The organism is Novosphingobium kunmingense (assembly GCF_002813245.1).
GTDB classification, from domain to species: domain Bacteria; phylum Pseudomonadota; class Alphaproteobacteria; order Sphingomonadales; family Sphingomonadaceae; genus Novosphingobium; species Novosphingobium kunmingense.
Genome location: NZ_PHUF01000002.1, coordinates 785,271 through 799,023, shown reverse-complemented (window position 1 = coordinate 799,023; position 13,753 = coordinate 785,271). Strand labels below are relative to the sequence as shown.

General features: G+C 66.0%; 10 protein-coding genes. 6 read left to right on the top strand and 4 right to left on the bottom strand.

Annotated features, from left to right (window positions below; all coding sequences use genetic code 11):
- Window positions 1-36: 36 nt before the first annotated feature.
- Together B0I00_RS03895 and B0I00_RS03890 are read right to left on the bottom strand one after the other, a co-directional pair.
- Window positions 37-1,017, bottom strand: coding sequence for an MBL fold metallo-hydrolase (locus tag B0I00_RS03895; RefSeq protein ID WP_100866005.1), 981 nt, complete (start codon window positions 1,015-1,017; stop codon window positions 37-39).
- 12 nt (window positions 1,018-1,029) lie between these two features.
- Window positions 1,030-3,792, bottom strand: a complete 2,763-nt coding sequence (locus tag B0I00_RS03890; RefSeq protein WP_100866004.1) for an Rne/Rng family ribonuclease — start codon at window positions 3,790-3,792, stop codon at window positions 1,030-1,032.
- A gap of 497 nt (window positions 3,793-4,289) precedes the next feature.
- On the opposite strand from B0I00_RS03890, the gene B0I00_RS03885 reads away from it, so the two are divergent.
- From B0I00_RS03885 to B0I00_RS03860, 6 genes are all read left to right on the top strand, one after another.
- Window positions 4,290-5,189: an N-acetylmuramoyl-L-alanine amidase family protein gene (locus B0I00_RS03885; RefSeq protein WP_100866003.1), complete on the top strand. Its 900-nt coding sequence runs from the start codon at window positions 4,290-4,292 to the stop codon at window positions 5,187-5,189.
- Window positions 5,190-5,275: 86 nt separating this feature from the next.
- Window positions 5,276-7,876, top strand: a complete 2,601-nt coding sequence (locus B0I00_RS03880) for a penicillin-binding protein 1A (protein ID WP_232730099.1) — start codon at window positions 5,276-5,278, stop codon at window positions 7,874-7,876.
- A gap of 36 nt (window positions 7,877-7,912) precedes the next feature.
- Window positions 7,913-8,458, top strand: a complete 546-nt coding sequence (locus B0I00_RS03875; protein WP_100866002.1) for a peroxiredoxin — start codon at window positions 7,913-7,915, stop codon at window positions 8,456-8,458.
- Window positions 8,459-8,567: 109 nt separating this feature from the next.
- Window positions 8,568-9,695 (top strand): peptide chain release factor 2, encoded by a 1,128-nt coding sequence (gene prfB / locus B0I00_RS03870; RefSeq protein ID WP_100866001.1) that lies wholly within the window; start codon window positions 8,568-8,570, stop codon window positions 9,693-9,695.
- Window positions 9,695-10,426, top strand: coding sequence for a class I SAM-dependent methyltransferase (locus tag B0I00_RS03865; protein WP_100866481.1), 732 nt, complete (start codon window positions 9,695-9,697; stop codon window positions 10,424-10,426). Before prfB ends, B0I00_RS03865 begins: the two co-directional genes overlap by 1 nt.
- Entirely contained in the window at window positions 10,423-11,841 is a 1,419-nt protein-coding gene (locus B0I00_RS03860) for an NAD(P)H-dependent flavin oxidoreductase (RefSeq protein WP_100866000.1), read from the top strand. Before B0I00_RS03865 ends, B0I00_RS03860 begins: the two co-directional genes overlap by 4 nt.
- A 6-nt stretch (window positions 11,842-11,847) precedes the next feature.
- Here B0I00_RS03860 and B0I00_RS03855 read toward each other — a convergent pair whose 3' ends face one another.
- Window positions 11,848-12,339: a DUF805 domain-containing protein gene (locus tag B0I00_RS03855; protein ID WP_157812462.1), complete on the bottom strand. Its 492-nt coding sequence runs from the start codon at window positions 12,337-12,339 to the stop codon at window positions 11,848-11,850.
- Entirely contained in the window at window positions 12,336-13,640 is a 1,305-nt protein-coding gene (locus tag B0I00_RS03850) for an ammonium transporter (RefSeq protein ID WP_100865998.1), read from the bottom strand. Before B0I00_RS03850 ends, B0I00_RS03855 begins: the two co-directional genes overlap by 4 nt.
- Window positions 13,641-13,753: the final 113 nt, after the last annotated feature.

Here is a 13,753-nt window from a genome sequence, read left to right as displayed (position 1 = left end):
ACCTATTTCTTGCCAGACGGGCTGCCGGTGCGACGGTCAGAACGCGCGGGATTCGCCAACCCTGAGAATCCAGGCGTTGTCCTCGCCATACTGCTGTTCGAGCGCGGCGCGGCGGAACCGGCCGGGCGCCTCGAAGGGATCTTCGGGGGTCAGCATGATTGATCCCCAATGCATGCCGATGGTGCGCCGCGCCTTGAGTTGCCGGGCAATTCCAATCGCTTCCTCGGGGGTCGCATGGCTCGCTTCCATGATGATGCGCGGTTCGTAGGCACCGATGCCGATGAGGGCGAGGTCGAACGGTCCTGCGGCCTGGCCAACCTCGTCAAAGACGGGACCCGCGGCCGTGTCGCCGCCGAACCAGACCCGGCGCGCAGGCGAGGCGATGGCCATGCTGGCCCACAAGGCGCGGTTGCGGTCGAACAGTCCACGGCCCGAAAAGTGCACGGCAGGAAGGGCCGTGATCGCGAGGTCACCGAGGGTCCAGGTCTGCCACCAGTCGAGTTCGTGGACCTGCCCGTAACCGAGCCGGCGCAGCAGCGCCCCGTTGCCCAGCGGGCAGATCACTGGAGTATCCACCCGCCAGCGATAGGCACGCAGGGCGCCTGTATCGATGTGGTCATAGTGGTTGTGGCTGATGACGATCGCGTCGAGCCGGGGCAATTGCGCTGCCGTGACAGGGGGAGGCAGGAACCGGCGCGGACCAAGGCCGATCGGCCCGGCGGTCGGGCCGAGGAACGGGTCGGTCAGGACCAGTTTTCCGGACAGACGCAGAGCAAAGCAGGCGTGGCCAAGCCAGGCCACTTCGTTGTCCGCCAGCGTCGCAAGGTCGAGCGGTTTCGTCGCTACAAGGTCGGGCGGGAGAGGGGGGAGCTTGGCCCGCCGCATGTCGAGGAAGAAGAACTTGAGAAAGTCGCGCAACCCGGCCTTCTGAAGCGGACTGCCTGGCGGATTGCGAAAACCCCCGCCGGGCCGGTGATGCGCGGGGCGCTCATCCAGCCTGGCGGGGGTCTTCAGCATGGACCTGCGCGCCTATTCGCCGAAGGTGCGCTGCCACCAGCCACGACGCGGCTTGCCATCGTCGGCGTCACCATCGGCTGCGACCGGTTCGGGCTCCGCCTGGCCAGCGGGCTCGGCTGCGGGCGCCACCGCAGCTTCGGGCGCGGCTTCGGCAGGCACGGATTTCTTCGCGCGGGTGCGCTTCGGCTTGGCGGGCGCTTCAGCTGCCGGTTCTTCGAGCGTTTCCGCGACGGCTTCGACCTCTGCTTCGGCTTCGGCCTTCTTCTTGCGGGTGCGCTTGGGCTTGGCAGGTGCTTCAGCCTCCTCGGAATTGGCGACCGGTTCGGGGACAGGGACCGTCTCGGCCTCTACCGCGATGTCGGCCTTCTTCCTGCGGGTCCGCTTCGGCTTTGCCGGCGGTTCCGCATCTGCCGCATCGGCGACTGGCTCCGCTGCAACTTCGCTCACGGCAGCCTCGGCTTCGGCCGGAGCCTCGCCCTCGGTTTCATCGCCGACCGCTTCACCTTCGGCCTGGCCTTCGCCGTCGCCTTCACCTTCTCCCCGGCCTCGGCCACCGCGCCGGCGGCGTCCGCGCCGACGACGCTTGCGCGGCGCCTCGCCATCCTCGTCACCTTCGCCGCGGGCTTCGGTGCCCTCTTCGCCGTCTTCAGCTTCGGCTTCGGCGTCGTCATACTCGTCGACGGTCTCGTCGGCTTCGCGAACCTCGCCATCCTCGCGTTCACGGCGTCCGCCCCGGCGACGGCGCTTGCGGCGGCGCTTGCCGCGACCGTCGCCGTCATCGTCGTCGCGATTGCTGCGCTCTTCGTTCTCGCCTTCGAATTCGTCTTCGTCCTCGATAAGGTCGTCATCGTCTTCGTCGAGCTGTATCGTTTCGAAGCGGGGGGTGAACTCGGGCCGCGGGCCGGACGAGCCGACGCGCATCTTTGCGCCTTCGTTCTCGCCCTCGGGCAGCACTTCGACGCGAACGCCGTAACGCTCCTCGATCTCGCCAAGGTCGGCGCGCTTGGCGTTGAGCAGGTAAACCGCCGCCTCGGTGCTGGCGTAGAGCGAGATGATCGAGCCGCGGCCCTTGGCGGCCTCGTCCTCGATCAGGCGCAGCGCGGAAAGGCCGGCGCTCGACGCGGTGCGGACAAGACCGGTGCCGTCGCAATGCGGGCAGCCACGGGTGGTGGCTTCCAGCACGCCGGTGCGCAGGCGCTGGCGGCTCATTTCCATCAGGCCGAAGCTGGAGATGCGGCCGACCTGGATCCGGGCGCGATCGTTCTTGAGCGCGTCCTTCATCGCCTTTTCGACCTTACGGACGTTGGAGTTGTACTCCATGTCGATGAAGTCGATCACGACGAGGCCAGCCATGTCGCGCAGGCGAAGCTGGCGGGCGATTTCGCGCGCGGCTTCGAGGTTGGTGTTGAGTGCGGTCGCCTCGATCCCGTGCTCCTTGGTCGAGCGGCCCGAGTTGATGTCGATCGACACCAGCGCTTCGGTCGGGTTGATGACGATGTAGCCGCCGCTCTTCAACTGGACGACCGGATCGTACATCGCGGTCAGCTGGTCCTCGGCGCCGTAGCGCTGGAACAGAGGAACCGGATCTGCATACTGCTTCACCCGCTTGGCGTGGCTGGGCATCAGCAGCTTCATGAAGTCGCGGGCAGCGCGGTAGCCGTGTTCGCCCTCGACGACCACGTCTTCGATGTCGCGGTTGTAGATGTCGCGTATCGCGCGCTTGATGAGGTCGCTGTCGGAGTGGATCAGCGCCGGCGCGACGCTCTTCAGCGTGGTCTCGCGGATTCCGTCCCACAGGCGGGCGAGGTAGTCGAAGTCGCGCTTGATCTCGGTCTTGGTGCGCTGGAGCCCGGCGGTGCGGACGATGCAGCCCATCGACTTGGGCAGGTCGAGTTCGGCGATGATCGACTTCAGCCGCTTGCGGTCGGCGGCCGAGCTGATCTTGCGGCTGATGCCGCCACCGTGGCTCGAATTGGGCATTAGCACGCAGTAACGGCCGGCGAGGCTGAGGTAGGTGGTCAGCGCCGCGCCCTTGTTGCCGCGCTCTTCCTTGACGACCTGGACCAGCAGCACCTGGCGGCGCTGGATGACGTCCTGGATCTTGTAGCGACGGCGCAGCGCCATGCGCTTGGCACGCAGTTCGTCGGCCTCCTTGGCGTGGCCGCGGTTGGCATTGCCGCTCTGACGACGGCGTCCGCGACCGCGGCGGCCCTTGTCGGCGCCGTCGCCTTCGTTGCCCGTTTCGCCCTCGGCTTCGCGCTCCTCTTCGGCGTCGTGGTCAAAGCCGTTCTCGACGAGACCGTCTTCGATCGTCGCGACCTCGTCCTTCTCGTCGGTGTCGACCTCGGTCACGCCGCCGAGGTCGTCGTCGTGATGGTCGTGGCTCGTACCGGCCATTTCGTCGGCCAGGCTTTCGCCGAGTTCGTCGTCGCCGACAAAGTCTTCCTCACCCTCGGCAATGGCGCGCAGGGCGGCCTCTTCCTCGGCATGGGCGGCCTCTTCGGCGAGGAGCGCTTCGCGGTCTTCCTTGGGGATCTGGTAATAGTCGGGATGGATTTCGCTGAACGCGAGGAACCCGTGCCGGTTGCCGCCGAAATCGACGAAGGCCGCCTGCAGCGACGGTTCGACGCGCGTAACCTTGGCTAGGTAGATGTTGCCCTTGATCTGCTTGTGTTCGGCCGATTCAAAGTCGAATTCGTCAATCCGGTTGCCCTTGAGCACCGCCACCCGGGTTTCTTCCTGGTGGCGCGCATCGATCAGCATGCGCGTGGTCATCGTTTATTCTCCGTGCGCGCCGGGATGGGGCCGGCCCGTGAAGGGCGGCCCAGGATGCGGCGCGGCTTTGTGCGAGTACTCCGCCCGGTACGGTGCAACGGGCGACAGCATGTGAATTGCCGGCGCGCAGGCGCGGTCCGGCGGCGTGTTGCGTGTCTGCAGAGATGGAAAGGCGCGGCGATTGGGTGCGCGCACAACCAGCCGCCTGCACCGCCAGCGCCCTTGCGGGCTGCGACGGACAAAACGGCAAAAGGCTTTTCATTACTGCATCAACCTGACTGAAACCGGCCAACCGGGCCGGGTTCTTGCTCCAGGGGGTCCGTGCCGATCCGGAATATGCTGCAGGACGCGGAAATCTGCGCGGTTGCTGCGGCTGGATCGGGACAGGTCTGCCCCGGCAAAGCGCTGCCTAGCAAAGCTTATCGAGCGCGGCAAGGCGCTTGGCACGAGTGCAAGGTCATTGCACGGTGCAGCCCTATTTCTTAAGTCCGGATCCGATGCGCCGCCCCATTGCCTTGCTGTTGCTGTTTGCCGCGCCGGCCGCCGTGTTCGGGGCGATGATCGCGGTCGACCGCTTGTTCAGTTCGCCGGGAAGGGGTTTCGACTATGTTGTCGGGGTCGATCTTGAACCGGCCGAAGGGATCATGGGGTTGCCTCCTGTCGAAGGTCCCCACGATGCCAGCCGTCCGCTTGTCGTGATCGACGCCGGGCATGGGGGCAAGGATCCCGGCGCCGGCAGCGCGGGGCTGATCGAAAAGAACCTCACCCTGAAGCTTGCCACGGCGCTGCGCGACGAATTGCTCAAACGCGGGGGCATTCGCGTCGCTCTGACCCGGTCGGACGACCGCTTTCTCGTTCTTGGGCAGCGGTCGGACATCGCGCGCCGCCTTGGCGCCGACATGTTCATTTCGATCCATGCCGACAGCACCGGCACCAATGCCGAGGCGAGCGGGGCCTCGGTCTACACCCTGTCCGACAAGGGGACGAGCGAGGCTGCCGACCGCATCGCCGCGCGCGAGAATGCCGCTGACGTGATCAACGGCGTCGACCTCGGCAAGCAGACCAACGCGGTCAGTTCGATCCTGGTCGATCTGTCGCAGCGGGAATCGCTGGAACGCGCCGCGCAGTTCGCCGACCTCATCCTGCGCGAAGGGGCGGGACGGATCCCGTTCCGCGAACGGTCCGAGCAATCGGCCGCATTCGTTGTGCTCAAGGCGCCGGACGTGCCCTCGGTTCTCTTCGAGACCGGCTATATCAGCAACGAGAACGATGCCTCGCGGCTGTCTTCGCCAGAAGGGCAGAAGGCCTTTGCCGAGGTGACCGCACGCGCGCTTCAGGTCTATTTCGCTCGGCGCGGCCCGCTCGATCGCAACGCGGTTCCCGGCTTCCAATATTGAGCGCCCGTGGTGCGCCAACGGGCTGCCGCAGGTTGCGGCCTTGCCTCTGGCAATCTGCGAAGGGGCCATGCTAAGGCGCGCCTTCTATGTCCGAGCCACAAGAGCCTGAATCGATCCGCCTGCGTATCCGGCGCGAGGCTGGGGGCCTGATGGCCCGACTGCGCCATGGCATCGCCGCGGTTGGCGACCAGGCCCGGCAAAGCGACATGGGCGAATGGTTCGTGCGGCGCTGGCATGCCAGCCGTGGCTTTCGCATTGTCGGCTACCTTGTCGCCGCGCTGCTGGCCTTCAACCTGGTGCTGTGGGCCACGGTTACGCGAAACCTGCCGTCGGCCGACACCCTACTGACTTACCAGCCGCCACTGCCCACCATGGTGCGCGGCATCAACGGCGAGATTGTCTACAGCTATGCCCGCGAAAGACGCGTGCAGCTGCGCTTCGTCGATTTTCCGAAGCCCCTGATCAACGCGTACCTTTCGGCCGAGGACAAGACGTTCTGGACCCACGGCGGAGTGGACTACACCGGGCTGGCCGGTGCCGTTGTCGACTACGCCACCAAGTTCGGATCGAACGAGCGCGCCCGTGGCGGATCGACCATCACACAGCAGGTCGCCAAGAATATCTTGATAGGCAACGAATATTCGATCACCCGCAAGGTCAAGGAAATGATCCTGGCACGGCGGATCGAGGACGTGCTGACCAAGCAGCAGATCCTCGAACTGTACCTCAACGAGATCCCGCTCGGCCGGCAAAGCTTTGGCGTTCAGGCCGCCGCGCGCGCCTATTTCGGCAAGGACGTCGGCGATCTGACCTTGGCGGAAAGCGCGTTTTTGGCGATCCTGCCCAAGGCTCCGGAGAAATACGGACGGGCCCGTTTCGCCGATGAGGCGGTGATCCGCCGCAACTGGGTGCTCGACCAGATGGTCAAGAACGGTGCCGCCTCCCAGGCCGAGGCCGAGCAGGCCAAGGCCCAGCCTCTGGCTATCGTTCCGCGCCGGGTAGAGGTCTACGATTCTGCGGCCGGCTATTTCGTCGAAGAAGTGCGCCGGCGCCTGATCGACAAGTACGGCGAAAAGGCCGAGGACGGGCCCAACAGCATCTATGGCGGCGGGTTGTGGGTGCGCACCTCGCTCGACATGGACCTGCAGAAGGGTGCCCAGAACGCGCTGCGCGCCGGTCTGATGCGCTATCAGGGCGGACGTCCTTGGACGCGGCCGATCGCGCACATCGATCTCGATGACGACAAGTGGCAGGGCCAGCTTGCCTTCCTCAACAAGTCGATCACCTACAAGGACTGGCGCGTCGGCGTGGTCCTGACGCGGCGCGGGTCGCAGGCAACGATCGGGTTCGTCGATGGCAAGACCGCGCCGCTGGTTGGCTTGGTCGACGCGGTCAAGGTGGGCGACGTCGTTGCCGCCGCGCCGACGGGCGGCGCCTGGGCGCTGCGGGTGATACCGACCGTATCGGGCGGCATGGCCGCGGTCGATCCGCGCTCGGGCCGGGTCTTGGCGCTGCAGGGCGGCTTCGATTCGGGGCTCGACAGCTTCAACCGCGCGACCCAGGCCGAACGCCAGCCGGGTTCGACTATCAAGCCGTTCGTCTATGCCACCGGACTCGATTTCGGAATGACCCCGGCCAGCGAGGTGGTCGACGGGCAGTTCTGCGTCTGGCAGGGCGCGGCTTTGGGTCAGAAATGCTTTCGCAACTTCGACATGCGCGGCGCCGGCGGCACTCACACGATGCGCTGGGGCCTTGAACAGTCGCGCAACCTGATGACTATCCGCATTGCCAACGACACCGGCATGGAAAACGTCGTGAAGACGATCGACCGGGTCGGGATCGGCAAGTACACGCCGTACCTGTCCTATGCGCTGGGCGCGGGCGACACGACGGTGCTGCAGCTGACCAACGCCTATGCCGCGCTGGCCAACAACGGCGTCCAGTATCCCGCGACCACGATCGACTTCGTCCAGGACCGCAACGGCAAGGTGATCTGGCGCGCCGACACCCGCCGCTGCGCGGGCTGCAACATGGCGCAGTGGGACGGCAAGCCGATGCCGCGCCTTGCCAAGCGCGGCAAGCAGGTGCTCGACCCGCGCACCGCCTACCAGGTCGTCCACATGCTCGAAGGCGTGGTGACCCGTGGCACGGCGACCGTGCTGCGCGATCTCAACATGCCGCTGTTCGGGAAAACCGGGACCACCACGGGGCCGACCAACGTGTGGTTCGCCGGCGGATCGCAGAATATCGTCGGCGCGGTCTATATCGGCTTCGACCAGCCGCGATCGCTGGGCGGTTATGTCCAGGGCGGCACCTTCGCGGCCCCGATCTTCAAGCAATTCATCCAGGAAACCCGCAGCCGCTGGGACACGCGCCCGTTCGTCGCGCCGCCCGACGTCCACATGGTCAAGATCGACCGGGTGAGCGGCAAGCGCGTGTTCGAGGGGATCGCCACGAACGAGCCCAAGGCCGGGATCATCTGGGAAGCCTTCAAGGCCGATGCCGAGGCGAAGCGCAGCACGGGCCTCGAAGACATTGCCAAGCAGCGAGATGCCCTGCTGGCTGCATTGCGGCGCGGCGCGTCGCGGACCACGCAGCGCTCGTCGTCGTCTTCTGCAGGCAGCACTTCGTCCGAACCTGACGCGCTTCCCACGTCCGCCTCGGAAGACGTCATCGGCACGCAGTAGGTGGACATAGCGCGCGCCTTGGCGCAGCATCGGGCGATGATCAGGACCTACCTTCGCGCCGCCACCGCTCTGGCCGCATTCGCACTGGCTCCGGCTGTTCAGGCCGACCTTCCCAAGGGGGCCAAGGCTCCGGTCTTCGTCACGCAGGGCGCGCTGGCTGGCAAGGTCTTCGGCTTCGACCTCAAGGCCGCGCTGCGCAAGGGGCCGGTGGTGCTCTATTTCTACCCCAAGAGCTTCACCCAGGGCTGTACCCTGGAAGCCCACGGCTTTGCCGAAGCGATGGACCAGTTCCGTGCCAGCGGCGCCACGGTGATCGGGCTATCGGCCGACGACATCGCCACCCAGCAGAAGTTTTCCCGCGAAGCCTGCCGCGATGCCTTTCCGGTCGGCGTAGCCAGTCCGACCATCGTTGCAGCCTACGACGTCGCGCTCAAGCGCGAAGGGATGCCCGCCGGGCTGACCACGCGGACCAGCTATGTCATCGGGCGCGACGGGCGGATCAAGTTCGCCTTCACCGACATGAACTACCGCGATCACGTGCGTTTGACGCTCGCCGCGGTCAAGTCGCTGCGCGGCAAGTAGCCGCGCCCACGAGCGCACCGGCTTTACAATCGGCCAACGTGCGCTAAGCGGGGCGCCATTGCTTGGCGCGCGCCGAAATTGCCGCGCGATTTGACGGAGTGTGGGTGTCATGCGTGCCGAAGGGCAGGCTCATATCGAGAGGATCGAGGCGGCTCTGGCCCTCGTTCGCAAGTTTCTGGACTGGGATCGCGCGCTGCGCCGGCTCGACGAGCTCAACGCCCGGGTCGAGGACCCGAACCTGTGGAACAACCCCAAGGAAGCCGAAGCGGTGATGAAGGAACGCCGCCGCCTCGACGCGGCGGTAACCACCGTCAAGGACATTTCCGCCCGCATGGCCGACGCGATCGAATTCGTCGAACTGGGCGAGATGGAAGGCGATGAAGCGACGATCGACGAGGGCGTGGCCGCTCTTGCCGCGCTGGCCGAGCGCGCCGATGCCGACAAGGTGCAGGCCCTGCTCGGCGGCGAGGCCGATGCAAACGACACCTTCATCGAAATCCACGCCGGGGCGGGCGGCACCGAAAGCCAGGACTGGGCCGAAATGCTGCTGCGCATGTACAGCCGCTGGGCCGAAAAGCGCGGCTTCAAGGTCGATGTGATCGAATACCAGGCGGGCGAGCAGGCCGGCATCAAGTCGGCCACGATCCAGGTCAAGGGCGAGAACGCCTACGGTTATGCCAAGACCGAAAGCGGCGTGCACCGGCTCGTCCGCATTTCGCCCTACGACAGCTCGGCGCGGCGCCACACAAGCTTCAGTTCAGTCTGGGTGTTCCCGGTTATCGACGACAGCTTCGAGATCGAAATCAACCCGGCCGACCTCAAGATCGACACCTACCGCGCTTCGGGTGCGGGGGGGCAGCACGTCAACACGACCGACTCCGCAGTACGCATCACCCACGTGCCGTCGGGCATCATCGCCGCGAGCCAGCAGGACCGCAGCCAGCACAAGAACCGCGAAATCGCGATGGGGATGCTGAAGTCGCGCCTCTACGAAGAGGAAATGCGCAAGCGCGAAGAAGCCGCCAACGCCGAACACGCCGCGAAAAGCGACATCGGCTGGGGCCATCAGATCCGTTCCTACGTCCTGCAGCCCTACCAGATGGTCAAGGACCTGCGCACCGGCGTGACCAGTCCGACGCCGTCAGACGTACTCGACGGCGCGCTCGATCCGTTCATGGCCGCCGCGCTTGCGCAGCGCGTCACGGGCGAGAAGGTCGCTGTGGAGGACGTCGATTGATACGGCGCGCGGCGGCCCTCGTCCTGCCGCTGGTTCTGGTCGCGTGCAACAGCGCCGAACCGGACGTGTCGCGCGCAGAAGGCGCGCGCGGCTTTCCACGCGCCGATCGTCCGATCTCGAAGGTCGTCTCGACCGAGTTCAGCACCGAGGACCAGCGTGACAACCTGGGCGAGGCGCAGGTCGTGATGGACCTTGCCGCAATCCGGGCCGGCACGACCGTGGCCGACATCGGCGCGGGCGAGGGCTATTACACAGTACGCCTGGCCGAACGGGTCGGCTCGAAGGGCCGTGTCCTTGCGCAGGACATCGACGGAGAGGCGATGCAACGTCTTGGCCAGCGGATCGTGCGCGAGCGGCTCGACAACGTGTCGATCAAGGTCGGCGCGCCCGAAGATCCGCGCCTGCCCCAGAACAGCTTCGATCGCATCTTTCTGGTCCACATGTACCACGAGGTCGCCGAGCCCTACGCGTTCCTGTGGCACCTGCGCCCGGCGCTGCGGCAGGGCGGCCAGGTCATCGTCGTCGATGCCGACCGGGCGACCGACAAGCACGGCATTCCGCCGTCGCTATTGTTCTGTGAATTCAATGCCGTGGGCTTCCGCCTCGTGGAATTTGTCCGTAAGCCCGAACTGAAGGGCTATTATGCGCAATTCGAAGCGGTCGGACCGCGGCCCGCCGCAAAAGACATCAAGCCGTGCACTGCGGCAAAAGGAAAGACACAGACGCCATGACTGCCGCTGAACCATTCAAGGGGCTGAAGCCCGTACTTTACGGTGGCCGCGAGGTGTGGCCGATCGTCGAGGGCGGCAAGGGGGTTTCGGCCACCAACCACATGTCCTCGGGCGCCTGGGCGGCAGCGGGCGGCATCGGCACGGTCAGCGCGGTCAACGCCGACAGCTATGATCAGGACGGGAATCCGATTCCGCAGGTCTATCCCCAGGCGACGCGCAAGGAGCGGTTCGAACAGCTGGTCCGCTTTGCGATCGACGGCGCGACGGAACAGGTCAAGCGCGCCCACGCCATCGCGGGCGGCAGGGGCGCGATCAACATCAACGTGCTGTGGGAAATGGGCGGCGCGCAGCAGGTGCTGGAAGGCGTGCTGGAAAACTGCCCAGGCATGATCACCGGCGTCACCTGCGGTGCGGGCATGCCCTACAAGCTGGCCGAGATCGCCGAGCGTCACAACGTCCACTACCTGCCGATCGTCAGTTCGGCCCGGGCGTTCCGCGCACTGTGGAAACGCAGCTATTCGAAGGTTCCGCACCTGATGGCGGCGGTGGTCTATGAAGATCCGTGGCTGGCAGGCGGGCACAACGGTCTGTCCAACGCCGAAGATCCGCGCAAGCCAGAAGATCCCTACCCCCGCGTCAAGGCGCTGCGCGATACGATGCGCGCCGAAGGCGTTTCGGAGGACACGGCGATCGTCATGGCCGGCGGGGTCTGGTTCCTGCGCGAATGGAACAACTGGATCGACAACCCGGAACTGGGAACGATCATGTTCCAATTCGGAACCCGCCCGCTGCTGACCGAGGAAAGCCCGATTCCGCAGGTGTGGAAGGACATGCTGCGAACGGTCGAACCGGGCGACGTCCTGCTCCACCAATTCAGCCCGACCGGTTTCTATTCCAGCGCGGTCAAGACGCCGTTCCTCTATGACCTGATGCACCGATCGGAGCGCCAGATCCCGATTTTCAAGCGCGACGAAGAAGATGGCACGGTGCCCCTGGCCGACCACGGCAAGGCCAAGTACTTCTGGGTCCACCCCGGCGACCAGCGCAAGGCGCTCGCCTGGATCCACGAAGGCTTCACCGAGGCGCTCAAGACGCCGGACGACACCGTGGTATTCGTCACCCCCGAAAGCGCAGAACAGATCCGTGCCGATCAGCAGGGCTGCATGGGCTGCCTGTCGCACTGCCAGTTCTCGAGCTGGAAGGACCACGACGACTACACCACCGGTCGCCTCGCCGATCCGCGCAGTTTCTGCATCCAGAAGACGCTGCAGGACATCGCCCACGGTGGCGATCCGGACGACAACCTGGCCTTCGCCGGCCATGCCGCCTACCGCTTCAAGCAGGATCCGTTCTATTCGAACAATTTCACCCCCACAGTGAAGCAGTTGGTCGACCGCATCCTGACCGGGGACTGACCGGGTTCAGCCGTCCGTGCGCGGGTCCGGGCCGAACCGGTTCGGGCCCCTGGTGCCCGGCGCCAGGATCAGGGCCAGGGCACCTAGCGCGATGCCGATGGCGATCAGGTCGAGTGGCCAAAGGATGCGTTCGACCGCGAGCCGCGCTTCGGCCCCGCGCACCATCGCGGTGGCCGACAGGGCTGCATTATAGAGCGCCAGCGCGATTATCGGCGCGGACCACCATCCGGCAAGGCCGACGTCGTGCAAGCGCCGCACCAGCAGCGCGATCATGGGAATGGCGAGCAGCGCCGCGCAGGCCCGCCCGAACCCGTCCCGAGCCAGCGGGTCGAGCCAGAACCCGGCAATGAAGGTGAGCAGGCCGCCAAGCAAGAGCTGGAAGACCAGATAACTGACCAGTTCGCCACGGCGCGACCGTCCGGAAAAGCGCAGGGTTCCTGCAAGCGCGCCGCGCACATAGGCGCGCCAGGGCCGATGCGGTTCGGCGGCGTCGCTCAATCGAACTCCCACGCCCGTTCGCCATGGCTGGCAAGGTCGAGGCCTTCGCGCTCGTCGTCCTCGCTGACCCGCATCGGGAGGAGCAGCGAAACGCCCACTGCAATGATCGCCGAGGCGATCGCCGACCACAGCGCCACCACGCCGATCCCGACGAATTGCGCGGCCAGCTGACTGATCATCGTCGCGCCATCGGCATAACCGGTGCCGCCCAGATCGGGTGAGAGGAACACTGCAAGCAGCAGCGAACCGGTGATGCCGCCGACGCCGTGGACCGCGAAGACGTCAAGCGAATCGTCGATCTTCAGCCGCTGCTTGACGATCTGGATCATCGGGTAGCAGACCAGCGCCGCAACGGCTCCGAAGGCGAAGGCCGCGCCGGGCGAGATGAAGCCTGCGGCCGGCGTCACCGTGGCGAGGCCGGCGATCGCACCGGTAGCAAAGCCCACGCTGGTCGGCTTTCCGACCGTGAACCGCTCGATCAGCAGCCAGACCAGTGCGGCCATGCTTGCGCCGACATGGGTGTTGATGATTGCGCTGGCGGCATCGTCGTTCGCGGCAAGGGCCGAGCCGCCGTTGAACCCGAACCAGCCGACCCACAGCAAAGCCGCCCCGGCCATGGTCAGTGACGGAGCGTGGGGCAGCATCAGCGTCCTGGGGAAGCCGCTGCGACTGCCGAGCAGGATGACCGCGACCAGCGCCGATACGCCGGCGGTGGTGTGAACCACGATCCCGCCCGCGAAATCGAGCGTGCCTACCTTTGTCGCGAGCCAGCCGCCGCCCCAGATCCAGTGCGCGACCGGCGCATAGACGACGAGGCCCCACAATGCGCAGAACCCGACCACCCAGCCGAACCGTGCCCGATCGACCCAGGCGCCGGCCATCAGCGCAGGCGTGATCGCGGCGAAGGTCATCTGGAACAGAACAAAGGCGCTTTCCGGCACCATGTAGCCATCGCGCACATTGCCGAGGTTGCCCAGCATCGCGTTGCCGAATCCGCCGATCCAGCCACTGCCGACCGGGCCGAACGCCATGGTATAGCCGAGCGCGATCCACAACAGCGAGGCCGATGCCGCTATTGTGCCGACCTGGACCAGCACGGCAAGGAAGCTTTTTGCCCGGACCAGGCCGCCGTAGAACAGCGTCAGGCCGGGCATGGTCATCATCAGGACAAGCGCTGCGGAAATCAGAATCCAGGCGGTGTCGCCGGTGTCGGCCACATCCACGACCGTTTCCTGGGCGAAGGCCAGCGATGGGAGGGCGAGGGCAAGCGTGGCAGCGCAACGGGCAGCGGTTTTGCGCATGGCGTCTCGATTGTCCCCCAAGGCGGCCCAACTTGACCGCATTCGTGCGTCCTGCGGTCCAATAGGGCAACGTTCCGTCAGTCTGCAAGCCGTGCGCTATGGGCAAATTGCGT

Coding starts and splice junctions, on each gene's coding strand:
- B0I00_RS03895 (WP_100866005.1), bottom strand. CDS start 1,017: ATGCTGAAGACCCCCGCCAGGCTGGATGAGCGCCCCGCGCATCACCGG.
- B0I00_RS03890 (WP_100866004.1), bottom strand. CDS start 3,792: ATGACCACGCGCATGCTGATCGATGCGCGCCACCAGGAAGAAACCCGG.
- B0I00_RS03885 (WP_100866003.1), top strand. CDS start 4,290: ATGCGCCGCCCCATTGCCTTGCTGTTGCTGTTTGCCGCGCCGGCCGCC.
- B0I00_RS03880 (WP_232730099.1), top strand. CDS start 5,276: ATGTCCGAGCCACAAGAGCCTGAATCGATCCGCCTGCGTATCCGGCGC.
- B0I00_RS03875 (WP_100866002.1), top strand. CDS start 7,913: ATGATCAGGACCTACCTTCGCGCCGCCACCGCTCTGGCCGCATTCGCA.
- prfB (WP_100866001.1), top strand. CDS start 8,568: ATGCGTGCCGAAGGGCAGGCTCATATCGAGAGGATCGAGGCGGCTCTG.
- B0I00_RS03860 (WP_100866000.1), top strand. CDS start 10,423: ATGACTGCCGCTGAACCATTCAAGGGGCTGAAGCCCGTACTTTACGGT.
- B0I00_RS03850 (WP_100865998.1), bottom strand. CDS start 13,640: ATGCGCAAAACCGCTGCCCGTTGCGCTGCCACGCTTGCCCTCGCCCTC.